The organism is Bacillus sp. OV166 (assembly GCF_900177675.1).
In the GTDB taxonomy this organism is placed as follows: Bacteria; Bacillota; Bacilli; order Bacillales; family Cytobacillaceae; genus Neobacillus.
In genome coordinates this window covers 3,824,742-3,847,868 of record NZ_FXWM01000001.1, presented here as the reverse complement: position 1 = coordinate 3,847,868, position 23,127 = coordinate 3,824,742, and the positions used below count along the sequence as shown (strand labels likewise).

24 protein-coding genes are annotated in these 23,127 nt (G+C 37.0%); 18 read left to right on the top strand and 6 right to left on the bottom strand.

Annotated features, from left to right (window positions below):
• The first annotated feature begins 50 nt into the window (after positions 1 to 50).
• Positions 51 to 728, top strand: coding sequence for a GntR family transcriptional regulator (locus CCK98_RS18680; protein WP_088087947.1), 678 nt, complete (start codon positions 51 to 53; stop codon positions 726 to 728).
• Between the two features lie 52 nt (positions 729 to 780).
• On the opposite strand, the gene CCK98_RS18675 is transcribed toward CCK98_RS18680, so the two are convergent.
• On the bottom strand, positions 781 to 1,587 hold the full coding sequence (locus CCK98_RS18675; RefSeq protein ID WP_088087946.1) for an aspartate dehydrogenase: 807 nt from the start codon (positions 1,585 to 1,587) through the stop codon (positions 781 to 783).
• A 674-nt stretch (positions 1,588 to 2,261) separates the two neighbouring features.
• Here CCK98_RS18675 and CCK98_RS18670 point away from each other — a divergent pair.
• The gene (locus tag CCK98_RS18670) at positions 2,262 to 3,704 is read left to right on the top strand and encodes a hypothetical protein (protein WP_088087945.1); all 1,443 of its coding nucleotides are present in this window, start codon (positions 2,262 to 2,264) and stop codon (positions 3,702 to 3,704) included.
• Between the two features lie 191 nt (positions 3,705 to 3,895).
• On the top strand, positions 3,896 to 4,603 hold the full coding sequence (locus CCK98_RS18665) for a hypothetical protein (protein WP_088087944.1): 708 nt from the start codon (positions 3,896 to 3,898) through the stop codon (positions 4,601 to 4,603).
• A gap of 53 nt (positions 4,604 to 4,656) precedes the next feature.
• Here the strand turns inward: CCK98_RS18665 and CCK98_RS18660 are convergent, their stop codons facing one another.
• Both CCK98_RS18660 and CCK98_RS18655 read right to left on the bottom strand, forming a co-directional pair.
• Complete coding sequence (locus tag CCK98_RS18660; RefSeq protein ID WP_256942398.1) at positions 4,657 to 5,880, bottom strand: hypothetical protein; 1,224 nt, start codon at positions 5,878 to 5,880, stop codon at positions 4,657 to 4,659.
• 566 nt (positions 5,881 to 6,446) lie between these two features.
• Positions 6,447 to 6,782, bottom strand: a complete 336-nt coding sequence (locus tag CCK98_RS18655) for a hypothetical protein (RefSeq protein WP_088087942.1) — start codon at positions 6,780 to 6,782, stop codon at positions 6,447 to 6,449.
• Positions 6,783 to 7,127: 345 nt separating this feature from the next.
• On the opposite strand from CCK98_RS18655, the gene CCK98_RS18650 reads away from it, so the two are divergent.
• The 10 genes from CCK98_RS18650 (at position 7,128) to CCK98_RS18600 (ending at position 15,080) form a co-directional block, all read left to right on the top strand.
• Positions 7,128 to 7,457: a 2Fe-2S iron-sulfur cluster-binding protein gene (locus CCK98_RS18650; protein WP_088087941.1), complete on the top strand. Its 330-nt coding sequence runs from the start codon at positions 7,128 to 7,130 to the stop codon at positions 7,455 to 7,457.
• Positions 7,458 to 7,521: 64 nt separating this feature from the next.
• Positions 7,522 to 8,292 carry a creatininase family protein gene (locus CCK98_RS18645; protein ID WP_088087940.1) on the top strand — a complete coding sequence of 257 codons (771 nt, stop codon included), beginning with the start codon at positions 7,522 to 7,524 and terminating at the stop codon, positions 8,290 to 8,292.
• A 242-nt stretch (positions 8,293 to 8,534) separates the two neighbouring features.
• Complete coding sequence (locus CCK98_RS18640; protein WP_088087939.1) at positions 8,535 to 9,266, top strand: TenA family transcriptional regulator; 732 nt, start codon at positions 8,535 to 8,537, stop codon at positions 9,264 to 9,266.
• 108 nt (positions 9,267 to 9,374) lie between these two features.
• Complete coding sequence (locus CCK98_RS18635) at positions 9,375 to 10,838, top strand: aldehyde dehydrogenase family protein (RefSeq protein ID WP_218780163.1); 1,464 nt, start codon at positions 9,375 to 9,377, stop codon at positions 10,836 to 10,838.
• 29 nt (positions 10,839 to 10,867) lie between these two features.
• Complete coding sequence (locus tag CCK98_RS18630) at positions 10,868 to 11,347, top strand: heme-binding protein (protein WP_088087937.1); 480 nt, start codon at positions 10,868 to 10,870, stop codon at positions 11,345 to 11,347.
• 39 nt (positions 11,348 to 11,386) lie between these two features.
• On the top strand, positions 11,387 to 12,061 hold the full coding sequence (locus CCK98_RS18625; RefSeq protein ID WP_256942397.1) for a chromate transporter: 675 nt from the start codon (positions 11,387 to 11,389) through the stop codon (positions 12,059 to 12,061).
• Complete coding sequence (locus CCK98_RS18620) at positions 12,058 to 12,588, top strand: chromate transporter (RefSeq protein ID WP_088087936.1); 531 nt, start codon at positions 12,058 to 12,060, stop codon at positions 12,586 to 12,588. The genes CCK98_RS18625 and CCK98_RS18620 overlap by 4 nt, the downstream gene beginning before the upstream one ends.
• A 43-nt stretch (positions 12,589 to 12,631) precedes the next feature.
• Positions 12,632 to 13,333, top strand: a complete 702-nt coding sequence (locus tag CCK98_RS18615) for a GntR family transcriptional regulator (protein WP_088087935.1) — start codon at positions 12,632 to 12,634, stop codon at positions 13,331 to 13,333.
• Positions 13,334 to 13,517: 184 nt separating this feature from the next.
• Entirely contained in the window at positions 13,518 to 13,865 is a 348-nt protein-coding gene (locus CCK98_RS18610) for a 2Fe-2S iron-sulfur cluster-binding protein (protein WP_088087934.1), read from the top strand.
• A 441-nt stretch (positions 13,866 to 14,306) separates the two neighbouring features.
• Complete coding sequence (locus tag CCK98_RS18600; protein ID WP_088087932.1) at positions 14,307 to 15,080, top strand: NAD-dependent protein deacylase; 774 nt, start codon at positions 14,307 to 14,309, stop codon at positions 15,078 to 15,080.
• 115 nt (positions 15,081 to 15,195) lie between these two features.
• Here CCK98_RS18600 and CCK98_RS18595 read toward each other — a convergent pair whose 3' ends face one another.
• The 3 genes from CCK98_RS18595 to CCK98_RS18585 form a co-directional block, all read right to left on the bottom strand.
• Complete coding sequence (locus tag CCK98_RS18595; RefSeq protein WP_088087931.1) at positions 15,196 to 16,332, bottom strand: CAP domain-containing protein; 1,137 nt, start codon at positions 16,330 to 16,332, stop codon at positions 15,196 to 15,198.
• A gap of 299 nt (positions 16,333 to 16,631) precedes the next feature.
• Entirely contained in the window at positions 16,632 to 17,309 is a 678-nt protein-coding gene (locus tag CCK98_RS18590; protein WP_088087930.1) for a YdeI/OmpD-associated family protein, read from the bottom strand.
• A 21-nt stretch (positions 17,310 to 17,330) separates the two neighbouring features.
• Positions 17,331 to 18,305 carry a D-glycerate dehydrogenase gene (locus CCK98_RS18585; RefSeq protein WP_088087929.1) on the bottom strand — a complete coding sequence of 325 codons (975 nt, stop codon included), beginning with the start codon at positions 18,303 to 18,305 and terminating at the stop codon, positions 17,331 to 17,333.
• 480 nt (positions 18,306 to 18,785) lie between these two features.
• Between CCK98_RS18585 and CCK98_RS18580 the strand changes: the two genes are divergently transcribed.
• From CCK98_RS18580 to CCK98_RS18560, 5 genes are all read left to right on the top strand, one after another.
• Positions 18,786 to 19,097, top strand: coding sequence for a MerR family transcriptional regulator (locus CCK98_RS18580; RefSeq protein ID WP_088087928.1), 312 nt, complete (start codon positions 18,786 to 18,788; stop codon positions 19,095 to 19,097).
• 202 nt (positions 19,098 to 19,299) lie between these two features.
• Positions 19,300 to 20,490, top strand: coding sequence for a MalY/PatB family protein (locus tag CCK98_RS18575; protein WP_088087927.1), 1,191 nt, complete (start codon positions 19,300 to 19,302; stop codon positions 20,488 to 20,490).
• Between the two features lie 385 nt (positions 20,491 to 20,875).
• Positions 20,876 to 21,646: a transporter substrate-binding domain-containing protein gene (locus CCK98_RS18570; RefSeq protein WP_088087926.1), complete on the top strand. Its 771-nt coding sequence runs from the start codon at positions 20,876 to 20,878 to the stop codon at positions 21,644 to 21,646.
• A gap of 61 nt (positions 21,647 to 21,707) precedes the next feature.
• Positions 21,708 to 22,352 carry an amino acid ABC transporter permease gene (locus tag CCK98_RS18565; protein WP_088087925.1) on the top strand — a complete coding sequence of 215 codons (645 nt, stop codon included), beginning with the start codon at positions 21,708 to 21,710 and terminating at the stop codon, positions 22,350 to 22,352.
• Complete coding sequence (locus CCK98_RS18560) at positions 22,349 to 23,077, top strand: amino acid ABC transporter ATP-binding protein (protein WP_088087924.1); 729 nt, start codon at positions 22,349 to 22,351, stop codon at positions 23,075 to 23,077. The genes CCK98_RS18565 and CCK98_RS18560 overlap by 4 nt, the downstream gene beginning before the upstream one ends.
• Positions 23,078 to 23,127: the final 50 nt, after the last annotated feature.

Sequence of the window (23,127 nt, the reverse complement as noted above, 5' to 3'; positions counted from 1 at the left end):
TAGAGTAAGTTATAATTGGTACAATGTATACCTAGAAAGAGGGAGAAACCGTGGGGAATAATTGGGCAGAGGAAGATCTATTGTCTTTACGCGAAAGGGTCTTTATTCACATTAAAGATCTCATTTTAGAAGGTGAATTTAAAACGGGTGATCGTTTGGTGGAACGGGAACTGGCAGAGCGGTTGAATATCAGCCGAACACCTATCCGTGAAGCGTTGTTTAGATTAGAATCGCAGGGGTTTGTAAAAACCGTTCCAAGAAAAGGTGTTATAGTTGCAGATATTTCAGATAAGGAAATTATTGAAGTATTTACGATTCTTTCCTCACTTGAGGTTTTGGCAGCAAAATTAGCTGCTCAAAAATTAGACGATGAAACCAAAAGTAAGTTTGTCGAGTACTGTAAAAAAGTAGAAGTCTGCTTAAAGGATAAGAATGATAATGATTTCTCTAATTTACATGGTGAATTGAATCATCTATTATACAGTTCAGCAAAAAATTCAAAATTATATGAAATACTAAGTGGGTTGTCAGATTATATTCGGGCATTTGCCAAGACAGGTTATAAAAATCCAGGCCGACCGGTGCAGTCGATGGAAGAACATTTACGAATTATGGAAGCCATTATCAATCAGGAAATAGAAATGGCTGAGTATTTGACGAAGATTCATATTGAAAATTCTCGAAAAGCGTATATTGAGGCTGTTAATCAAGTAAAAAAGAGTAAATAAATAAAAAAACTCCATCCACTGGTGGAGTTTTTCTATTTCTGTCTGCAAGTAATTAAAGTCCGATTACGACTGGGGTGGTTAGATTCTGTAAAACTTTTGCGACACTCATCGCCACAATAGGACTAGATTTAGGATTTTGCTTAAAAGGCTTGTTTTGAATCGTTATTTCCATTTGACCAAAAAAGCCCTTCGCAGTGATTGTGTGGGTATTCATTTGAATCGTTGGGTCCACATAAACTTGAACCTTCGTTTCTTCGAATCCAATCCCGGCAAGACTTAGTGCTGCGGATACATTCACGTTTTCAGGGAATAATTTTGCAGCGTTTCTGGCATTGCCATTAAAAATACAAAAAGGATCTTTAATTGTTTCTAAATCTACTTTCTCCTCCGCAATCGTCCCATACCAACTTTTTGTTGGCTTCCTTGTTATAAGGGTGATTTCATCAATTTCTCCCAATACACCAGCAGCGATTCGGTCCAATCCAGCGATTGCTGCAGAGGGTATTATCATTTGTTTATTGTATTTAGTTGCGGCCGCCTGTAAGGACTCATAAAAGTCTATATTTGCTAAAGCACCGACAGAAAGGATGACTAAATTACTTCCTGAGGAAAGGGCTTTTTCACCGTATAGTTGGAGGGCATGATGACCGGCTGCTTCAATAATGATATCTAAATCTTGGTTAAAAAAAACATCTTCATTAGTAGTTACCGTACATTGACTAGGTGGGTTGCCTAAAGGACCAAGTGGGGTTCTAACCAAAAGGGCTTGAAGGGCGACATCACCAGCATGTCCTGACTCAATTAACTCGCTAATACTCTTTCCAAGCGTTCCATATCCAATGATACCTGCTCTAAGCATTTTCATTCTCCTCGGATTAAAATTTTTATAGCTATGAACTATAAAGTTACCAATCTATGTATTAAAAGTAATTTGTATACCATATACCATCGATTTTATACATTTTAGCCGATTCGATCCACAAAAGCAATAGTAATCATATGAATTTATATAAACTTCTAAATTTTCTAAATTATTTGCAAAGATTAAAAAATAATGGTATATTATTTTCAACCTTAAGAAAACAAGGTGTACATAGTGAAAAAGAAGGGGATGATCTGGATTATTCCTTCATAATCAAACTACTTAAAAACCAGTAAAAAACGTGTAAGCGCATTCATATTCAAATTTATTTTTAGGTAGATTGATTGCTTTAGGAAGTCGAAAAATGGTGGTATGGAAGGTTGATTTTAATTCAGTATTTAGTTGTAATCAGAAATTACGAAAATATTTTTTTATTATCATGGTATACAATCTACAATATGCAAGGTAATCTCTTGAATTTATTCTTTTATTGAAAATAGCAATTGTAATCTTTATAGGGAATAAGAAAAGAAATTCAGAAGTAGAGGATATACACCATGGTAACGAGCCATTAATAACTGGTATTCCTTCACCTACGGTTTTTTCCAATAATTAAAGAAATCTTTCGCATCAATCGTTTTAAAAATTTTTTAAAACAACGGAGGGGAAATATGGAATTAACAGCAGCTCATTGGGTTTATCTAGTAGTCACTGTAGCCGTTATTATTATCATGCTTTTTAGAAAAGGTGTTGTCTTACCTCTTATAGTTGGAACCTTTTTAGTAGCTGCCGTGTATAAAGGGAGCGTGATCGGCGGTTTTCAAGCCGTCTTTAATGCAAACCTGGTTGCCGCTAAGGAACTTTTTAGTATTTTCCTAATCATTTCCATCATGATCGGTCTCCTTAATTCCTTGAAGGATCTAGGGTCAGATAAAAGGATGGTCGTGCCGATCCAAAAAATAATGGTAAACGGACACGTTTCTTATTTAGTGTTAATGGTCACTACGTTTGTGATTTCACTATTTTTTTGGCCAACCCCAGCTGTTCCGTTAATTTGTGCTTTGTTAGTGCCTGCAGCAGTAAGTGCAGGATTGCCAGTCATGACTTCAGCAATGGTTATTGTTATTTCAGGACAAGGTATGGCACTTTCATCAGACTATATTATGCAAGTAGCCCCAATGCTTAGTGCGAAAGCCGCAGGAATTGATAAATCCTTAGTATCAGATAAGGCCTTCATACTTTCTCTCATTACTGGAATAACTTCTCTAGCGATTGTGTATGCCACACATCGAAAAGCGATTACAAAAAGATCTGTTAATGAGATTAATAAAGAGGAAAAGGCATTCTTTCAAGTTACCGAAGAACTTGCTGCTACAGTAGAAGAAACTGCTGAAGTTATTAAAGTAAAAGAAAAATGGGGAAAAATCTTTGCGATTATTGTGCCTTTAGCAATGCTTGCTGTTATGATTTTTATGTTCCAAACAAAAATTGGCGGTGGAGCTGGATTTGAGGGAGGCGACGGCGCAGCTTTTATTGGAGGAGTGGCAACCATTCTCTTAGTGTTGGCGACGATCGCTTTTAACCGAATTCATGCACTCGATAAAATTAGTGAACATATTACCGAAGGTTTTGTGTTCGCATTTAGGGCGATGGCACCCGTTATTCCGATTGCAGGCTACTTCTTTATGGGAAGCGGAGACTTTTCAGCGTCAATCCTTTCCTTAGGTGAAGATGCTGCCAAACCAGGCTTTCTATTTGATTTGATCCAAGCAGGTCAAAATTATATTCCACATAGCCCAGTTATAGCAGCATTTAGTATCTTAATCGTTGGAATCATTACAGGGTTAGATGGTTCTGGGTTTGCAGGGCTTCCGTTAACAGGTGCTTTGTCTGGAGCGATTGGACCTGGAAGTAATATCGATCCTTCCGTTCTGGCAGCTATTGGGCAGATGGGTGCGGTTTGGAGCGGCGGAGGTACGCTGATTGCATGGTCATCTCTTGTTGCAGTTGCCGGGTTCCTACAAGTATCACCGTTAGAACTGGCCAGAAAGAACTTCTTCCCAGTTATAACCGGACTTACCATTGCAACAATACTGGCAGTTTTCATTTGGTAAAGTAACAGTTTTAATGTATTTAAGTATACTAGATATAGAAATTAGGGGTCGCAAATAAATAAAGAAGCTATTCCAAAAGTCAGCGCAAAACTGATTTTTGGGATAGCTTTATTATTTTAGTTTGAATGATGACAATTTGTTATCTTGAAAAGACAAAATACATCGGATGAAAAGATGAAAGGGGCTACAAGATGAAACAACAAAGGATTGGTTTAGTAGGGATAGGAAAATTAGGAACAGCGTTGATGACTCATTGGGATAAAAAGTCAATCCCAATAGGTGTTTACCACCCAGTTGAAACAAAAGCCAGAAATTATCTCCACCTTTTTCAAAATGGCTATCACTTAACAGAAAGTGAAATAGGTAATGTAGATATCTTAGTTCTCGCACTTCCTGCTACGGAGATTATTCCGTTTATCTCAAGCTTAAAGCTCCAGAGCAATGCTCAGCATACACCATCTATCATTAATATGGCAACGAACTTTGCTACCAATGAGCTAATGACCAAATTTCCAAGCTTAGAGGTTCATGGCATGAAGTATATGGGTCATTCTAGAGATTTATTGGAACACGCAAATGGTTTATTTATTACTGAATCCGTATTACCCCCAAAGATTAAAGAGCTTTTTGAGGAGATTGGAAGGGTAAAAATTGATCGTGAAAGTTGTTTAACAGAGGTAAATAAATTAGCCACGTATTTTGCCTTAAAAACGGCAATCAATATCGAGACTGAATTTGCGGACAGAGGATTATCTCCAGAATACCTTAAAAGAGCGCTAACATCGCTAGCACCCGAAGTGATACGTTCCTATAATGAGGGGAGTCTTGGGCACTTTGCTAAGGAAATAGTCAAAGAAATTAAAGCAGAGAAATCTAGTGATGGTCCTACAAGCCATTAAATTGCTAAAGGTGTCAATCAAATGATTGACACCTTTAGTGATGAGCGGCTGTGTTAGGCAAAAAACACTTGTAAAATAAATAGATACAACATGACAAATCCGATATAAATACTTGCGAAGGAAAGATTCCAGTTCGATACTTTATAGGAGCTTTCCTTGACGATGTTTGACATAAGTCCCAATGTGGCATTATATGGACCCACTAGAAACGCTGATACAGCTCCTGCTAACATCGCCACAGTCAGAATATGTGGTGAAATCCCAATCACCTCTGGATTCAAGCCTTCTGTCATTAGAGCTAATGAAACTGCGGGATGCAGCCCTAGAAAAGCAAAAGTTAGCGGGATTAAAGGCAGTAATATCAAAAAGATTTCCACACCTGAAAAATTAATAAATTTATTTACCCATGCATCCAGCAATACATTATTATGGGAAACATTAATGGTTGAGATAAAAAAACCTGCTGATAAATAAATGAAGAATTGATCCTTCATACTTACAGAGAAGGATTGAAAATGCTGGACCAACTGGGCTCCGAACTCTTTACTCTGTTTTAAGAGGAAGGACCAGGTAAACGAAAATGGAATGACAAGTAAGGATACTAAAATTAAAAACGGATAAGGAAACTTTGATTCTAGTACAGAAATGACCACGTTAAAAATGATGATTGCCAAGAGAATTTGAAAGACTCTACCCGAACGATTCATCTGACCTGTTGGTTCGACCGTAGCAGCGGTTTCGTGGACGGATAGGTCCTTTTTGTTTTGGATCATGAAATTTGCCTTACGTGATCCGATATACCAATCCACCCCCATACCTACGATGCTTAAGGGAATGACATACGGGAGTATCGAGACCCAGCTAACTCCTGTCATTGTGATAACTATCCCGACAATTGGTGTAACAGGTGCCCATATTAAAGGCATGGCAAACCCGCGCGTAATCGCTCGGCTCATGAACCGTTCCTTATTCTCAACGGGAATGACATCTAATGCTGGCCTAATCGAGTAGTATGTCATTGGTAATGTGGCCAGATTCATAAAAATACTAAAAAAATAAGATAGGCCAGACGTAATCATGTACAATTGACCAGAGGTTTTTACTCTTTTTTGAATAATATTTTGGATGCCCCCGCTATAACCGCCTAGTTTTATCGGTATCCCTAAAATCGGAATCAGTGTAAACATGGTAAGCAAGTCCAGCATAGGGCCGAAAGAAAGAATATATTGATGCCAGGAAGCCCCGCTTGTCCATAATAAGACCACTCCAAGCAACAAAAATGTACCTCCTAAAACTTGAACAAATCGCTTGGCTTGAAATAAGGTAATTAGCACAATCGCAAGACATAGACAGGAGATTAGTACACTCAGATTTAGCACAGGCACTAACACAGAGAATAGATACAATAAAATTACGATAAAAAACATATACCTCAGCATATCAACCACCCAATCTTTAATGAATTGTATACCATATATTATTATTTAGGCCAATTTTGTCACGAATTTGCCATTAATTATGAATAAATATGGTATTTGGTATACAAAAACCTTGTTTTATTGTTAATTCCATTATACAATTACATTATCAAATAACTCAATTAATAGGGGGCTTTTAAATGTTTAACTTTCTATTTAGATCCAAAAGGGCTGCAGAAAAAGCTGAGAAAAAACTAGCTTCACTAAGAAAAACTCTTAAGTTCTAACGTTACTTATTCAACCGCCGCTTAAAAGCCGGCGGTTTTTTGTACTTTAAAAACAATATCAAGACAAAAAAACGGAGAGCCAAACTACCTCTCCGGAAATTATATATAGAAAAGCTATCTTTTTGTACAATAAATTTTCTAAACGGCTACCTCAGCTGATTTTACCAGTTTGGAGTTGACAGAATCCACGCTGTTCCCGGACGCCTTGACAATCTCATTTAATTCCTCGCGAGCAGCTTCAATGGTATCAAACTTTTCAAAAAACTTTACAGCTATCTGATTAACATATTCTTTTCCTTCAAAATTTTCAAATAATCGAATTTTAATCGTTTCATCAAGGACTTCAGCAATCGTATATTTCGCTTTTAAATTGTCAAAGAAATAGAAATGGTAGGTTTCAATCGGTTTTAACCCATCGTTTTCGAGAATTGTTTGGAAGGTATCTTTATTAGTTAAGACAATATATTTCCCCATGTAGAACACTCCTTTGAGTTTTTAATACCCTTTAATTTCAAGTCGGATAAGTATTTAATTTCTGTTCCTCTAAGTATAGTAACTTCCTACGTTAATTTTTTTCTTTTCTCACCTCCAAGGGATATTGTATACCAAACTCCTTATGTGTATTTTATATCAGGATGTTAAAATGTTCAAGGTTATATTCTAAATATTTAAATAATTATCTAAGTTGTTGATAGACTAACTGATTTACATGAAAAAAATTCGTTCCAATTAAAAATTCTAGTTTGCTTATCTAACAAAAAGATTGTATACTTCAGAAAAGTATCAAAATTTTTGGAATAAACAGAAAGGGGTATCAATATGCCAAAAGTGATCATTCATGTTGATGGAACAACAATTGAACAAGAAGTGAAAAACAATGCCAATTTAGTAGTATTAGCAGGGACCCGTCAATTACCAAAATTAAAGTATGGCTGCGGAATGGGGCGATGTACAAAATGCACTTGTATCGTCGTAAACGGAGCTGAGTCATTATCTCCACCGAATTGGAAAGAAGAAAAAATGCTTGGAAATAAGGTCAATGAGGGCTATCGCTTAACATGTCAATTAACCATTAAAGAAGATATTGAAATTACACAGGAAAATATCTCGATCCAAGCCCCGAAGAAACAATCTGCTATCCAATCTTGATAGGGAATTTATTTATATTTTTTATGGTATACAAAATACAATCAACTTAAGTAGGTGAGTTAAAATGGATTGTTATGATTTAACCAGTATGACATGGAAAGAAGTAGAAGAATCGCTTAATACTGTTGAATTTGCGATCATTCCAATTGGTGCTCACGAACAACATGGTCCCCATATGGTAGAAAGTTGCGATGCTGTCTTAGCTGAAAAGATGGCCAAGAAGTTAGGCCAACGAATGTTTCCTTTTGCATTGGTCACACCAACCATTAATATGGGTGTTTCGCAACACCATTTAAATTTTCCGGGAACCATCTCCTTGCAGCCCACTACATTAATTGCGGTTTTAAAGGATGTTGTCTCATCATTGAAGCATCACGGCATTAAAAGGTTTTTGTTTTTAAATTCTCACGGCGGTAACCAATCAACCTTAAACGTTGCTTCTATGATGTTAACCAAAGAACTGGATGTTGAAATTTACTATGCTAAGACGACTGCATCTGCTAAAAAAGCGATTAAGGAAAATGTAACATCACTATTATTTGGTCATAGCTGTGAACGAGAAGTTTCTGAAGCACTTTATTTGGCTCCTGAGCTAGTCCGTCCCGAAAACCTAGAAAAAGGTGATATCCAAGAAGAGGGAAGATGGAAGCAGCTTCGACCTGGAAAAGCGATTCAAGGATTTTATTATTATGAAGAAATGACGAAAAACGGCTGTATTGGGGATGCCACTAAAGCAAGCTGGGAAATCGGTCAGCAGATCGTAGAGGAATCCATAGAGAATCTTTCAAAAGAACTCTATAAATTATTAGAACTGAAAGTGGACGTCCATCAATAATTTTAGTAGTAGAGAAAAAAGAGTATCAATCTTTAAAAAATTCTAAAAATTATATTTACAAATAAACAATATATTGGTAGTATAAACGTAAGGTATACCAAAACGATATTTTCACCGAATTAAAGAGTGCTGGAAGAGGAAAGAATCCACAATCTTTTTATTTTTAATCTAATTTGGTATACAAAATATCAAATACCAAGTTAAACTTGGGTACCTACATAATATTAGAGGAGGAGTTTCAGTTGACAGAATTATTATCTAAAGATGAATTTCGCAAACAATTAGAAGAAGCAATTAAGGGTAACCATAGCCAGAAGGCTCCATTTACAGTAGCTTGGGCTGAGGGCAAACTTGGAAGAAAGCACTTTTCTAGATGGGCTGAAAATCACTACCATTATGTAGGACCATTCGCAGACTATTTAGCGTATATTTATCACAACACTCCATCAGACCCAAAATTTGCAGCTGCAAAAGATTTCACTTTACAGAACATGTATGAAGAAGAAATTGCAGCTGACCGTCACACTGATTTATTGATTCGTTTTGCGGAAGCCTGTGGTACGACTGCAGAAAGAATTATCGATCCAAACAATATGGCTCCAACCACTTTAGGGCTTCAAAGCTGGTGTTTCGCAGTTGCAGCACGCGAGAATTTCGTCGTAGCAACAGCAGCTCTGGTTGTAGGCTTGGAATCACAAGTACCAGATATTTACCGTAAGCAAACACCTGCTTTACGTGAACAATATGGGTTTACAGATGAAGAAATTGAATTTTTTGACTTACACATCGTATCTGATGAAATCCATGGTGAGCGCGGTTATAAAATTGTTCTTGACCACGCCGATACTCCTGAGTTACAGCAACGCTGCTTAGAAGTCGTTCGTACAGGTGCAAAAATGCGCCGTATGTACATGGATGGGTTATGGAGAGAGTATTGTGAGCAGGATTTAGGAGCACTAGTAGAAACAAAGTAATAAGAAAACTTTACCGGCCGTCCTATTAATCTTGTAATTTAAAGGTTTAAGTGACGGCCATTTTTTTATAAAACCATGGAAACAAATAAATGAAAAAAGGTGATAGTTGTGATAACTACAAAAGTAGAGACATTCAATAACTATATAAATGGAGAATGGCAGGAATCGGGGAGCCGAAAAACATTTTTTAGTGTGAACCCTGCAAATACTGAAGATCTTGTTGGGGAATTCCAGGCTTCAAACGAACAGGATGTTAAAATTGCGATTGAAGCGGCTAAGAATGCTTTTCCTAGCTGGTCCCAAACAGCTCCATCCAAGCGTGCGGCTATCTTAAATCAAGCAGCGAGTATCCTAGAACAAAATGCAGATTCTTTGGCAGAAGAATTAACAAGAGAAGAAGGAAAGCATGTTGATGATGCCAAGAATGAAGTCATACGTTCAGCTCAAACGCTCCGTTATTATGCAGTAGAAGGACAAAGTTTTACTGGGGAAACCTTTCCAAATGATGATGCAAATATGAAAGTTTCAACGGAAAGAGAACCGCTTGGAGTGGTGAGTGTCATAACTCCTTGGAACTTTCCACTTTCTATTCCTGCCCGAAAAATCGCTCCCGCTTTAATCACGGGGAATACGGTTGTGTTTAAACCTTCCTCAGATACTCCATTAATAGCTTATCGTCTAGTCGAAGCACTAGATAAGGCAGGAATTCCTAAAGGCGTGATTAACTTTGTTACGGGTAAAGCTTCAGACGTGGGTGACTTGCTGGTAACCCATCCTGCTGTTAGGGCTGTCACTTTCACAGGTTCAACCGCAGCTGGGGAAGACATTCATAAAAAGGCAGGCTTTACAACCCGGACGCAAATGGAACTTGGCGGGAAGAATCCGTTAATTGTTATGGATGATGCTGATCTTAATCTAGCCGCCACTTTGACTGTCAACGGGGGCTTTTCGTTAACAGGGCAAGCTTGTACAGGAACAAGCCGTGTCATCGTCTTGAAAAACATAAAAGAAGAATTTGTTCAGAAACTTGTTGAAAAAACAAGGGCACTAAAAGTAGGTAATGGTTTTGGAGCAGGCGTGAAAATTGGTCCGCTTGCCAACGAAAGACAATTGAAGAATGTTTTAAAGTATATCCAATACGGAAAAGAAGATGGTGCTGAATTAGTATATGGCGGTGAGCCATTAGTGACTGGAGAATTTGAAAAGGGATACTATGTTCAGCCAGCTATTTTTACCAATGTAAATGCTAATTCGCGGATTGCGAAAGAAGAAATCTTTGGACCGGTTGTGGCTGTGATTGAAGTAGATACATATGAAGAAGCCATCGCCGTTGCGAATGACGTCGAGTATGGGTTATCCGCTTCGATTGTTACCAATAATCTCAAAATCGCCAACCAATTTACAAAGGATATCCAAGCAGGAACAGTCAAGGTTAACCGCACAACGACAGGGAACTTAATGAATGCACCATTTGGAGGCCTGAAAAAATCAAGTACTTCTACATTCCGTGAATCCGGAAGAGTGGGTTTAGAGTTCTTTACGCAATTAAAAACTGTCTATATGGGCTATTAAAATAATTCATTAGGTAAAGGAGAACATCCATGAAATCTGTATTGAAATTAGAACTAGAAGAAGCAAAGATAATGATTGAGGCAGCTAAGAAAAAATCAGAAGAGATCAATGTTCTAGAAACCATCGCTATTGTCGATGATGGCGGCAACCTGCTTGCGCTTGAACGTATGAATGGAGCGCGGATCACGGGACCTGAAATCTCGATTGCTAAAGCGTATACGGCTGCTGGCCATAAACGCTCTACCCATTTATTTAACAAAGAGCCGAATGGACCTGCACTTCCTGGAAATGAAGCCTTTGGAATCCAACAGATGCTTCCAGGGAAATTCGCCATTTTTGTTGGTGGGTTCCCGATTGTTGTCAATGGTGAAGTCGTAGGTGGAATTGGTGTAAGTGGTGGAAACGGCGAGCAAGACACGGCCGTGGGAACAGCAGCCTTGAAAGCATTGCAAAGCTTTATAGAAAGTGCCGGATATGAAGTAATCACCGAAGCCGATATAAAAAAATAATAATAACAGGACCTCATTCGAAGCATTTGTTTTAGCAGAATGGGGTCTATCTTAATCTTCGGTTCTATTAAAATATGCGACAGAATGTTATATTGGTATAAAAAGGGGGAGAGTCAACTGAAAGCATATGTTGAGTTAGCTATTGGATTTGCCCGCACCGGTGTGACCGGTTATGGGGGCGGGCCCTCGACGATACCGCTGATTGAATTTGAAGCTGTTAAAAAATACAAATGGATGAACGAACAAGAATTTGTCGAAATCCTGGCATTAGCCAATACTTTGCCAGGACCGATTGCTACCAAAATGGCGGCGTACATCGGTTATAAAGTGAAGGGGTATTTAGGTGCGACCGTGGCTATTCTTACTCACATTTTACCATCAATTATTGCCATGATCGCCTTATTGGGTGTGCTTTATAGGTTTAAAGAATCATCAATTGTTAGTGGGATGGTTCAAGGGGTTACGCCTGTGATCGGATTTATGCTCTTGGAGATGGCTTATCGTTTTTTCCAAAATGGACGTAAAGGCTTAGGTTTTCCGATTATGCTCTCACTATCGGTCGTTTCTTTAATATTTGTCCAGTTTCTTGACTGGCATCCCGGCATCTTGATTGCGGTATTTCTCATCACTGCCTATATCATTGCGGATCGAAAAGAAAAAGCGGCAAAAGCTTCCGCTGAGGTGCTTCTTCAGAGAAAGGAAAAAAGTTCATGATCTATTTGCATATCTTTTGGGCGTTTTTTATTGCTAATTTATTGGGATATGGCGGCGGTCCTGCAACCATTCCGTTAATACAAAATGAAGTGGTCAACAATTACCATTGGATGAGTTTATCCGAGTTTGGGGATGTATTGGCGATTGGGAATGCCTTGCCAGGACCAATTGCCACCAAAATGGGCGGTTATATTGGTTATGAAGTGGGCGGGATTCTTGGTGCAGTAATTGCTCTAATCGCAACGATCCTTCCTTCTGCTCTCGCCGTTATTTTACTTTTTAAGTTTGTAAATCTATTTAAAGGTTCTCCAAAAGTAGCACTTATGACAAAGTCAGTACAGCCAATTATTGCAATTTTACTTGCTGTGATGGCCTATCAATTCTTTTTAACAGCTTATGAGAATAGTGGTGTTTTTCATTTAGTCTTTTTGGCTGTGGTTAGTTATTTTACTTTGATTAGAGTAAAAATGCATCCATCCCTGCTAATTGTTTGCTGCTTGATCTATGGTGGAGTATTTCTTTCGTAAAAATGAATGTTAGAAAATAATAAAAAATAAGCGGGTGGAATTTATGGACGTAAGATGGGAGGAAAACAATCTTTTATCGATTCGGGAACATGCATATATTTATTTAAAGGAAATGATTCTGGAGGGCGAATTAAAAGCGGGCGATCGTTTAATTGAAAGAGAACTTGCCGGGAAATTAGGCATCAGCCGCACACCGATTCGGGAGGCTTTGTTCCGATTGGAATCCCAAGGCTTTGTAAAAACGGTTCCCCGAAAAGGTGTCGTCGTCTCCAATATTTCCGAGAGTGAAGTCATCGAAGTATTTACAATTCTTGCCTCTTTAGAAGTTTTGGCCGTTAAATTAGCTGCGGGGCGGATGGATAGAGAAACGCAACTAGAATTGGATCAAAAGATCGAAGAACTGATGTTGTTAAGAGATCAAGCCGAAGAAAACTTTAATCTTGAACATATACAAATGAATCGTCTGATTAATAAGGCATCGAAAAGCCCCAAATTGTTTGAGATTCTCTCTGGTCTGATTGACTATATACATATGGCTGCAAATATGGGATATGAGACACCAGGCAGAAGAAAAGAATCCTTAAGGGAACATATTGATATCATGAAAGCCTTGCGCGATAAAGAAGCGGAAATGGCAGAGTATTTAATGAGAATTCATATTGAAAACTCGAAAAAGGCGTATATCACTTATATTGAAAATATTAAAGAAAAGCTGTATAAAAAAGAAAAATTAGTGTCGACTTGAAAAATACCAATGAAAGATCTCGTAGCGAGCTATCATCTATGTTAATGACCACACCGACTTCACGATGTGGTCTTATATTTATCTTTTTTTTAAAATAAAAAAATTAAAATATTTGTATTGTCTGAAAATTATAATTATGGTATATTGTATACCAAGAAGATTAATTTTAGGGAGGATACGAGGCATGCCAAAAATAAATTTCATTAACAGCAATAAACAATTAGATGTACCAGAGGATTCGAATATCTTGAGGATGTCCCTTCGTTACGATGGAGAACTCCCAAACCGATGTGGCGGGGGAATTTGCGGCAGCTGCGTTTTTAAGGCGGAAGAAGGCGCTGAATTCCTAGATAAAGTCAAGGTACAAGAAAGAAGAAAATTAGGTGAAGAGTGGTTAAAAGAAGGATATCGCCTCGGGTGTCAAACATTTGTGACAAATGGAGATATTTCGATTTCTTGGGAAGATGCATTTACAGAAGTCGTGAAGAAAAGAAAGCCTGATAAACTCCAGAAAGAAGTCTCTACCATTTAGTAAGCTTAGTTAAAGAAATATATGAATTCGGGGTGAGATCATGTGGGCCTGTGATAAACATATGAAAGAAATATTAACCTTCTTAGAAACTCCCCATATTAGCAAAGCTTCTTATCAAATTAAATGTTCACTTTGTGATAATCATGCACTAGCAAAAATCTATTACACTCATAAACCTTTGCATATGAGAAAAAATAAAAAATTACGTGCATTTGCATAGCATCTATTATGGCCTACCTCGAGTGCTTAAAGTTGTAAAGTAGTGAGGGACAGGCACCATTTATAAAGGCTGTCCCATTTGTTTAACTTGGGGGCAGTTTTTTTATGAAATATATCCTGATTTGTAAATACTATACTTGACATGTACTAGGAATTGTTTTTTCCTATAAACTAAGTATTATTATTGTTGCCCTAACAGCGTATTTAAAGGAGAAGGAATCGATGGAAAACAAACTGATTGAAACCTGTACAAGCCACATTAAAAATGCAAAAAACATCGTTGTGCTAACTGGAGCGGGGATTAGTACAGAATCTGGCATAAAAGATTTTCGTTCAAGGTCTGGGGTTTATCAACTTGCGCCGGAATATATCCTTTCCTTGGATTATTTTTATCGAAGTCCAAGGGAGTTTTATCAATTTGCATTCGAAAATCTTTACCATCCGGATGCTGTGCCGAATGTAGGGCACAAGATTTTGGCGAAGTGGGAAAAAGATGGGAAGGTTTCTCATATCATTACCCAAAATATTGATGGACTTCATCAAAAAGCGGGCAATAAGAATGTCATAGAATTCCATGGAACCATAAAAACAGCAACTTGCTTGCATTGCGGTAAAAGCTATTCGACAGAAGAGATGGAAAATCGTCTCGATACCATCGATGAATTCTATATCTGTGACCATTGTGATACCAGCGATAAAAGCGAACGTTTTATAAAACCGGATGTCGTTTTGTTTGGTGATACAGGCAAGTGGTTTACTGTAGAGGGATTTGATGCGATTTTACATATGATAGATGTTGCGGATTGTGTGTTGGTATTAGGGACGAGTCTAAAAGTAATGCCATTCTCCACTTTCCCCCAATACAGAAGGCAAGGCGTTCCACTAATTATTATTAATATAGGAGAAACTCCTTATGATACTGACAGTAATACATATGTTATTCAAGAGTCTATCGGGAAAACCTTGTCCTTATTGGATCAAAAACTAGGAAACTGAAACCGTACAATAACTATACAAGATGTTCCTCATTTTTCCATCGTAAAAGTAAAATCCACAAAACATAGGGTTTTGTGGATTTTTTAGTGTTCTGAATAATAACCCCTTGGCCGTACTACTTCGCAAAAAAGTTTTCTGTATAGTAGGGCTGCGATTCGTCATTAAAAGCTACGCCTACTCCTAAAAACTCGTAACCCTTCCGCAAAATATTTTCACGATGTCCGAGGGAGTTCATTAAACCTTCATGGGCGAAGATGCTGCTAAATTGTCCATAGGCAAGGTTTTCTCCAGCCATATGAAAACTGATATCATCCTCTTTCATCCGGTCGAACGGTGATTGTCCCTTCAGATTGGTGTGATCAAAATACTGATGGACCGCCATATCGGTGCTATGTTTACGGGCTGTTCCTCTAACATGCTCATCCCATGTTAGAACTGTAAGCTGATGATTGACTCGTGCTGCATTGGTCAAATCGAATAATTGATATTCGAAGCCTTCTTTTAACGCTGAATTGGCTTTGGTGTAAAAGCCTGTTTTCTTCTGCTCAAAGTCTTTACTGATTAATTGTATCGCTGTTACCGTATTATTTTCATGTTTATCATAAAAGATAGTTACGTAAGTTCCCTCAAGCAAGAACACATCATAGTCACTATTTTCCTGTAATTGATAAACTGTCAATCCTTTTTGGATATTGGTGATAGGTTCACCTAGTTTTGCGCGAACATCTATCTTGGAACTTCCGAATTGGATTCCTTTAGTGGATGCAATTAAATCTTGGTTCGTGTATAATCCTGCTGCTTTGTTGTTTTCATCATACATAACCATAAAAAAATCATGGTAATTTTCGTGATAGGCGTACCAATTCGTCCCATATTCATTAAGTGATGACCGATTTGCCTTGCCTAAATTATGATCAATATCTTCTTTTAGATTACCAAGTTCTATATTATTAACTGAAAATACTTGGTTAGTAGGGATATTTAATTCTACTTTTTCTTTTTGTGGTTGCGGCTGTTGTTTAGTGAGTGGAAGTTCACCCGCCTGAAAGCCAAGCTGCCCAACTAATTGTTGAACCTTTTCATAAAAACTATTAAGTGTTTCTAATACTGCTGAGCTATCTTTTATATTCATTTCAGATTGAACAGAATCAATCTTTTTTTCTATATCGTTTTTCCCCATCTGTTTATCAATAACTGGCAATGAAAAATAAAATAAAAGTATAAATGAGATAATCGCAAGTAAACGAACCATGATATTTCCTCCATTTCTATTAGAATTGTACCCAATCTAGATAAAATGTATAAGTAATATGCTTGGGGGGAATGATATTTAGGTTTTTTTTGAAAAATGATGCTATGTCATAATATTTTGATGATATTAATAAGTAATATAGGAAGAAAGTGGGGAATAGAACTGATAGGAGCTGATTGTATAAAAAATTTAGACAACCTTCTGCTTACTTGTGATAAAATTTGCTCTTGCCCTCTTAATAAAACGATCCCGTCTATCTAATTAGATAGACGGGATCGTTTTGAATTTACATCCTCTGACTATTTCTGCTTCCTTCGATATAATTCCATTGATTTATAGCCTTCTCCAAGAACCGTCTCCATTTCTAACAAACGCTTTTCTTGAGTTTCTTTTCTTTTCGCACTATAGACATAACGGGCCCAATCCTTTTGATATCCAAAAGTTAATTGATTAAAAGCTCCCAATAGGTCCTCATTTTTGTTTAAGTACTGTTTAATATCATCCACATGAACAATATAGTCATCCACACATTGGCTAGATTTACTGCTGTCAGCCTTTTTTGTCTTTTTTGGGGCAGACTTTAAGCCCACCACTGTAAAAACATCGTTTAGACTGACCATTCTAGAAAACTTTATATCACTGTCAAGCGTATATCCATCATCATCCATAGCAAATACGTTTAACAAGCTGTCGCGTTCAATGTATTCTTTATATTTTGGATTATTCTTCTTTGGATAGGCAAAGTACACATAACCATTTTTCTCGAGTAATTGGTTTGCAATTACAGATTGAAGTTGCCGCGAAAATTCCTCTAAACTAAAAACGAACATAAATATAAGATCATATTTATCGTTATTAAAAGATGAGTCATAGTCTAATTCATGAAAGTCATCCAAATCTTCCGGTTTCTGCAGAACAAGCTTCCGTCGATATTTATTCAAATTTAGTTTTTCAACAATACTTTTCGGTGAATTCAAGTGTTTAACTCCTTCGTAATATTAATTCAGTACTTCGGGATTAATCAGGTTCCTTGGGCGTCTTCCCGTTAGTCCTGCTAGTAAATTCTCGACCGCAAGCTTGGCCATTTTAAATTCCGTTTCGAAAGTGGATGACCCGATATGCGGAGTTGTCACCACATTTGGAAATTTGAGAAGCGGATGGTCCGCTTTGACTGGCTCACTTTGGAAAACGTCTAATGCCGCTCCGTGAATCTCGTTCGCTCTTAATGCTTCAATTAGTGCCTTTTCATCAACTGTTTTTCCGCGAGAACCATTCACGAAAATAGCAGACTTTTGCATCAAATTAAATTCCCGTGCCCCCATTAAATTTTCTGTTTCAGGTGTGAGCGGTGTCATTAAACAAACAAAATCACTTTCCATAAGTAAGCGGTCAAGCTCTGTATAGACAGCGTGATATTTTTCCTCAGCCTCCAGGTTGCGCGTGCGATTGTGGTAAAGAATATTCATATCAAAGCCTAAATGCCCTCGCTTCGCAATTAATGCCCCGATTTTTCCCATCCCAATAATTCCTAAGGTTTTATGATGAACATCAATGGCATATTCATTTCTAGTTAAATGCTGCTTCCAATTTCCGACTTTCACGAACTGGTCCAATTCAGGGATACGTCTAGCCGCCGCAAGAAGTAGCCCGAAAATCGCATCAGCGGTAGTATCTTCAAGTACACCGGGTGTATTTGTTCCCATAACACCGTGTTTTGTCATTTCATCAATGGAAAGGTTATTAAATCCAGTTGAGTTATTAGATACAATTTTTAAATTCGGAGCTTGATTCAGTAATTCTTGATCGACAGGAAGGGCTAGACCGACAATACCTTCAGCTGCTTTTAGAGATTGTAAAAAAGCCGGGTCTGTTTTGGGATTTATCCCCTCAAAAATTTCAATGTCAAAACTATCTCTTAAACGATCTAGGGTCTCAGAGAATTCAAAATTATAGGCAAGTATTTTTCTTTTCATCGTTATTGAGTTCTCCTTTTGTATCTGAAAGTAAGAATATATTTTTAAAGTGACATAGAATTTTTAAAGAGTCAACAATTCAGAAAATATTGGAATCGAAAATTAATAAAAAAACCAGGGGAATCACGACAAGTCAGTTGAAAGTTAGCAATTTTTTTGATGAATCAAGATTATAGTAGTATATCAAAAAGGAACTATTTGTGTAAGCGCTCAACAAAATCTTTAATAATCTGCTCATAATTATCAAATCTAAAGTTATACGATTTTACCGTGTTAAATAAGTGCAAAACTGAATCCGCTTACATTTTTAAGCTAAATATTTTTAAAATAATAGTAGAATTAGCTTGAAATGAATATTTTTGTAAGAAAGGAATTTCTTGTTTCAGTGTATTACATCTTATGTTAGAATATATAACATAATAATTGTTTTAAAATTCATATTTTTTCAAATAAACTAAAACAAAATTGGCAGGTGGTATTTTGGGAAACGAAAACCCATCCTATCGTGATCAAAAGGTTATCACCATAGGAATTGTGACAGAATTAACAGGTCTTTCCAGCAGACAAATTCATTATTATGAAACGCGGAAGCTAATTTTTCCAGATAGAACCCCAAATGGGACCCGTAAGTATTCATTTGCGGATATTGAAAGACTGATTGAAATTGCGGAAAAAATAGAAGAAGGGGTACAAACACTTGAAATTCGGAGGGATTTAGCGAAACGGGAAAAACATAAGATGATTATAGGTCAAATCAATTCCCATTTTAATCGGAACGGACCAATAAAATAACGAGGTTTTGAAGGATTAACGCGCATTAAAGAGCGAGGTTCATATACTGGACCTGCTCTTTTTTTAGTGTCATCGCCTACATTTTTGAAAAATTTAGCTACCCAAATTTTCAATCATTTCTTTTAATCGTTATAATTGGAGTAATCAATAAAATTTTTACATGTGAATCATTCACAGGATGAAAATTGAAAGGTGGATGTAAATGAAATATAACTTTGATGAAATTGTCAACCGAAGAGGAACCTATTCAATCAAATGGGATGGCGGGGAGTTAATTAAACAGATTGGTCTGACGGAACGATATGACGATGAGACGATTCCATTGTTTACAGCTGATATGGATTTACCTGTACCCCAGCCGTTAGTAGATGCCTTACATAAGACGGTCGATCACCGGATTTTCGGATATACCATCTTTCCAAAAGAGTATTTTGAAGCCATCCAGCATTGGTTTAAAAAGAGACATGATTGGGATATTCCGCAGGAAGAAATCAGCTTTAGTCCAGGAACTGTCCATGCCTTGAATGTTGCAGTCAAAGCATTAACCGATCCGGGAGATGGAATCATTATCCAACGACCGGTTTATCCTCCGTTTACTTCGGCGATTGAAGCCAACGGACGAAAAGTTCGGAATAATGCACTTAAATCGAATAGCGAAGGCTATTATCAAATCGATTTCGAGGATTTTGAAGCGAAGGCAAAAGAAGATACGACGAAAATGTTCATCCTATGTAACCCTCATAATCCAACTGGCAGAGTGTTTACTCGGGAAGAACTAAGGAAATTAGCCGATATTTGTGCGGAAAATGATGTCATCATCGTTGCTGACGAAATTCATGGAGATTTAGTACGCTGTAATCAAACCTTTATTCCAATTGCAAAAGCTACCGAACATGGTGATCGACTTATTACTTTTACTGCCATCAATAAAACATTCAATGTTGCAGGGCTTCATTGTACAAATGTAATCATCTCAAATCCTGAACTTAGAAAAACCTTTAATACTGTTATGGGGATGCATTTACCCTCACCTTTTACCGTTTCTGCACTGATCGCCGTTTACAATGAGGGCGAAGATTGGTTAGAACAATTAAAGGAATATATCGATGGGACAATGGAATGGGCAGTCCAATTCTTAGCGGAGAAAATGCCAAAAGTTAAGGTGAGAATCCCAGAGGGAACCTATATCTTGTGGATGGATTTTAGTGATTATGGACTCTCGCCTGAAGAAGTCCATGATCGGATTTATAATAAAGCAAATGTTCTACTAGAAGATGGGAAGATGTTTGGTAAAGAAGGGTTACAATGGCAAAGAATTTGTATCCCGTCCCCTCGACCACTAATTCAGGAAGCAATTGAAAGGATTGCAAGAGAATTCGAGGATGTCAATTAATAGGTGAAATTATAACCAAAACCACGTGGTATCTATATTCCAAGTGGTTTTGTCTTGTGGATAAAAGTGAGGAAAAGTTATAGGATATTTAATATTGAAATATAAATTGATTAAAAAATGAAAAGTAAATTTTTCCTTTAATGAATGCATTCTTAAAGAATGGATAAAATAAAAGTATTAATAGTATTGATTTGTTTAATCCAAATCTCTATTATTTCAGTAAATCATAAAAATCAATATTATTATATTATGTGTATTATTAAATTTTTTTGTATATTCATATAGTTTAATCCCTTTTTTCTGTTAACTATATGTGATATATTAAATAAGTAAATTTGCTATATTCAGCAAGTGAGAACAATCTGAAAATTAAGGGGAGAATGAAATGAAAAAGTTAGGTCTATTAAGTTTGTTATTAATCCTTTCAATCTTTATCGCTGCTTGTGGAAGCAAAGACACAGCAGACGAGAAAGAAAAAGGTGGAAAAGTATATAAAGTTGGTGTTGATACAACTTACCCGCCGTTTGAATTTAAAGAAGGAAATGATTATAAGGGAATTGATATTGAGTTAATCAATGCAATTGCGAAAAACCAAGACTTTAAAATCGAACTTTCTCCAATGGATTTCGGTGGTATCATCCCAGCAATGCAAGCTAATCAGCTAGATGTGGCCATTGCAGGAATGAGCATTACGGATGAAAGAAAAAAGGTGGTAGATTTCTCAACACCATATTTTGATGCAGGGTTAACAGTCGTTGTTAAAAAAGATAATACAAGTATTAAATCAGTCGAAAACCTTAAAGGCAAAAAAGTTGCTGTTAAAAAAGGTACAACTGGTGCAAAATATGCACAAGATAATGCTGCGAAATTAGGAATTACTGTTGTTCAATTTAATGATAGTCCTGCCATGTTCCAAGAAGTATCTAACGGAAATGCAGATGCACTTATTGAAGATTATCCTGTAATTTCTTATGCAATTGCTCAAAAAGACCTTGGATTAAAAATCGTCGGTGAGCGCTTAAATGGAGATCAATATGGAATTGCTGTTCTAAAAGGACAAAACGCAGATCTTTTGAAAAAAATTAACAATGGTCTTGCTGAGTTAAAGAAAGATGGTACGTATGATAAAATTATTAAAACGTATCTAGGTGAATAAAGGATACGAAATGATTAAGCGCGCTTAATGCGCGCTTTCTTTTTGAAAGGGGATGAACAGGATGGATATTATTTCTGCAGCACTGCCAATGTTATTAAAAGGTCTTCAAGTGACTCTATATATATTTGTTATAGCAATTATTCTAGGATTTTTAATAGGTTTAGTAATAGCGTTATTTCGATTAGCACCGCTCAAGATCTTGAACTGGATTGCTAAGGTTTATGTTGATGCCATTCGTGGAACACCATTTATTGTGCAATTATTTTTTATCTATTTTGGTGTGAATTCTCTACAAGTGGTGTCCCTAAATAGCACTACTGCTGGGATCATCACTGTAGCCATTAATGCGGGTGCATATTTTGCTGAGATTATCAGAGCGGGAATTCAATCAATTGATAAAGGACAAACAGAAGCAGCAAGATCAATTGGTTTTACAGGCTCACAAACCATGCGATATGTGGTGCTTCCTCAGGCCTTTAGAAGAATGCTTCCTACGATTACAAACCAATCCATTATAAGTTTAAAGGATACGTCTCTTTTATCTGTAATTGGGATTGCAGATTTAACACAGCAAGGACAAATTCAGGCTTCTGCCACTTTTGAAGCATTTAAGATTTGGCTGGCTGTTGGTATCATTTACTTTATTATTATTTATTTATTAACCATGCTTGCTAATTTCATCGAAAGGAGGATTCAGCTTAGATGAGCATGATTACAGTTAAAAACTTACGAAAATCGTTTGGTAATGTTGAGGTATTAAAAGATATCAATGCAGAAGTTAAAGAAAAAGAAGTAGTTTGTGTTATTGGTCCATCTGGCTCAGGTAAGAGTACGTTCCTCCGCTGCTTAAATCGCCTTGAAGAAATTTCGGGTGGAGAGGTAGTTATTAACGGACAGGATATAACAGACCCAAAAATCAATATTAACAAAGTAAGACAAGAAGTAGGAATGGTGTTTCAGCAATTTAATCTGTTTCCTCATAAAAGTGTATTAGAGAACATCACCATGGGACCGATTAAAATTCACGCTATAGATAAAGCAGCTGCTGAAAAATTGGCATTTGATCTATTAGATAAAGTGGGTCTAAGAGAAAAAGCCAATAGCTTTCCAGGGGAACTATCTGGGGGGCAAAAACAACGGGTTGCGATTGCAAGGGCACTCGCCATGAATCCAAAAATTATGCTATTTGACGAGCCGACATCCGCACTTGACCCTGAAATGGTTGGTGATGTTTTAGAAGTAATGAAACAGCTGGCACTAGAAGGTATGACAATGGTTGTTGTTACTCATGAAATGGGCTTTGCCAGGGAAGTCGGCGATCGGGTCATCTTCATGGACGGAGGCTACATTGTTGAAGAAAATGAACCGAATGAGTTATTCAGTAACCCTCAGCATGAAAGAACCAAGGCGTTTTTAAGCAAGGTACTTTAAACTATAACATGTTTTCCTACCTGAATTAGGAAAACATGTTTGCAAATTAC

Coding starts and splice junctions, on each gene's coding strand:
- CCK98_RS18670 (WP_088087945.1), top strand. CDS start 2,262: ATGGAATTAACAGCAGCTCATTGGGTTTATCTAGTAGTCACTGTAGCC.
- CCK98_RS18675 (WP_088087946.1), bottom strand. CDS start 1,587: ATGCTTAGAGCAGGTATCATTGGATATGGAACGCTTGGAAAGAGTATT.
- CCK98_RS18595 (WP_088087931.1), bottom strand. CDS start 16,332: ATGGTTCGTTTACTTGCGATTATCTCATTTATACTTTTATTTTATTTT.
- CCK98_RS18625 (WP_256942397.1), top strand. CDS start 11,387: ATGGGGTCTATCTTAATCTTCGGTTCTATTAAAATATGCGACAGAATG.
- CCK98_RS18600 (WP_088087932.1), top strand. CDS start 14,307: ATGGAAAACAAACTGATTGAAACCTGTACAAGCCACATTAAAAATGCA.
- CCK98_RS18560 (WP_088087924.1), top strand. CDS start 22,349: ATGAGCATGATTACAGTTAAAAACTTACGAAAATCGTTTGGTAATGTT.
- CCK98_RS18565 (WP_088087925.1), top strand. CDS start 21,708: ATGGATATTATTTCTGCAGCACTGCCAATGTTATTAAAAGGTCTTCAA.
- CCK98_RS18615 (WP_088087935.1), top strand. CDS start 12,632: ATGGACGTAAGATGGGAGGAAAACAATCTTTTATCGATTCGGGAACAT.
- CCK98_RS18665 (WP_088087944.1), top strand. CDS start 3,896: ATGAAACAACAAAGGATTGGTTTAGTAGGGATAGGAAAATTAGGAACA.
- CCK98_RS18570 (WP_088087926.1), top strand. CDS start 20,876: ATGAAAAAGTTAGGTCTATTAAGTTTGTTATTAATCCTTTCAATCTTT.
- CCK98_RS18650 (WP_088087941.1), top strand. CDS start 7,128: ATGCCAAAAGTGATCATTCATGTTGATGGAACAACAATTGAACAAGAA.
- CCK98_RS18575 (WP_088087927.1), top strand. CDS start 19,300: ATGAAATATAACTTTGATGAAATTGTCAACCGAAGAGGAACCTATTCA.
- CCK98_RS18585 (WP_088087929.1), bottom strand. CDS start 18,305: ATGAAAAGAAAAATACTTGCCTATAATTTTGAATTCTCTGAGACCCTA.
- CCK98_RS18630 (WP_088087937.1), top strand. CDS start 10,868: ATGAAATCTGTATTGAAATTAGAACTAGAAGAAGCAAAGATAATGATT.
- CCK98_RS18655 (WP_088087942.1), bottom strand. CDS start 6,782: ATGGGGAAATATATTGTCTTAACTAATAAAGATACCTTCCAAACAATT.
- CCK98_RS18620 (WP_088087936.1), top strand. CDS start 12,058: ATGATCTATTTGCATATCTTTTGGGCGTTTTTTATTGCTAATTTATTG.
- CCK98_RS18645 (WP_088087940.1), top strand. CDS start 7,522: ATGGATTGTTATGATTTAACCAGTATGACATGGAAAGAAGTAGAAGAA.
- CCK98_RS18610 (WP_088087934.1), top strand. CDS start 13,518: ATGCCAAAAATAAATTTCATTAACAGCAATAAACAATTAGATGTACCA.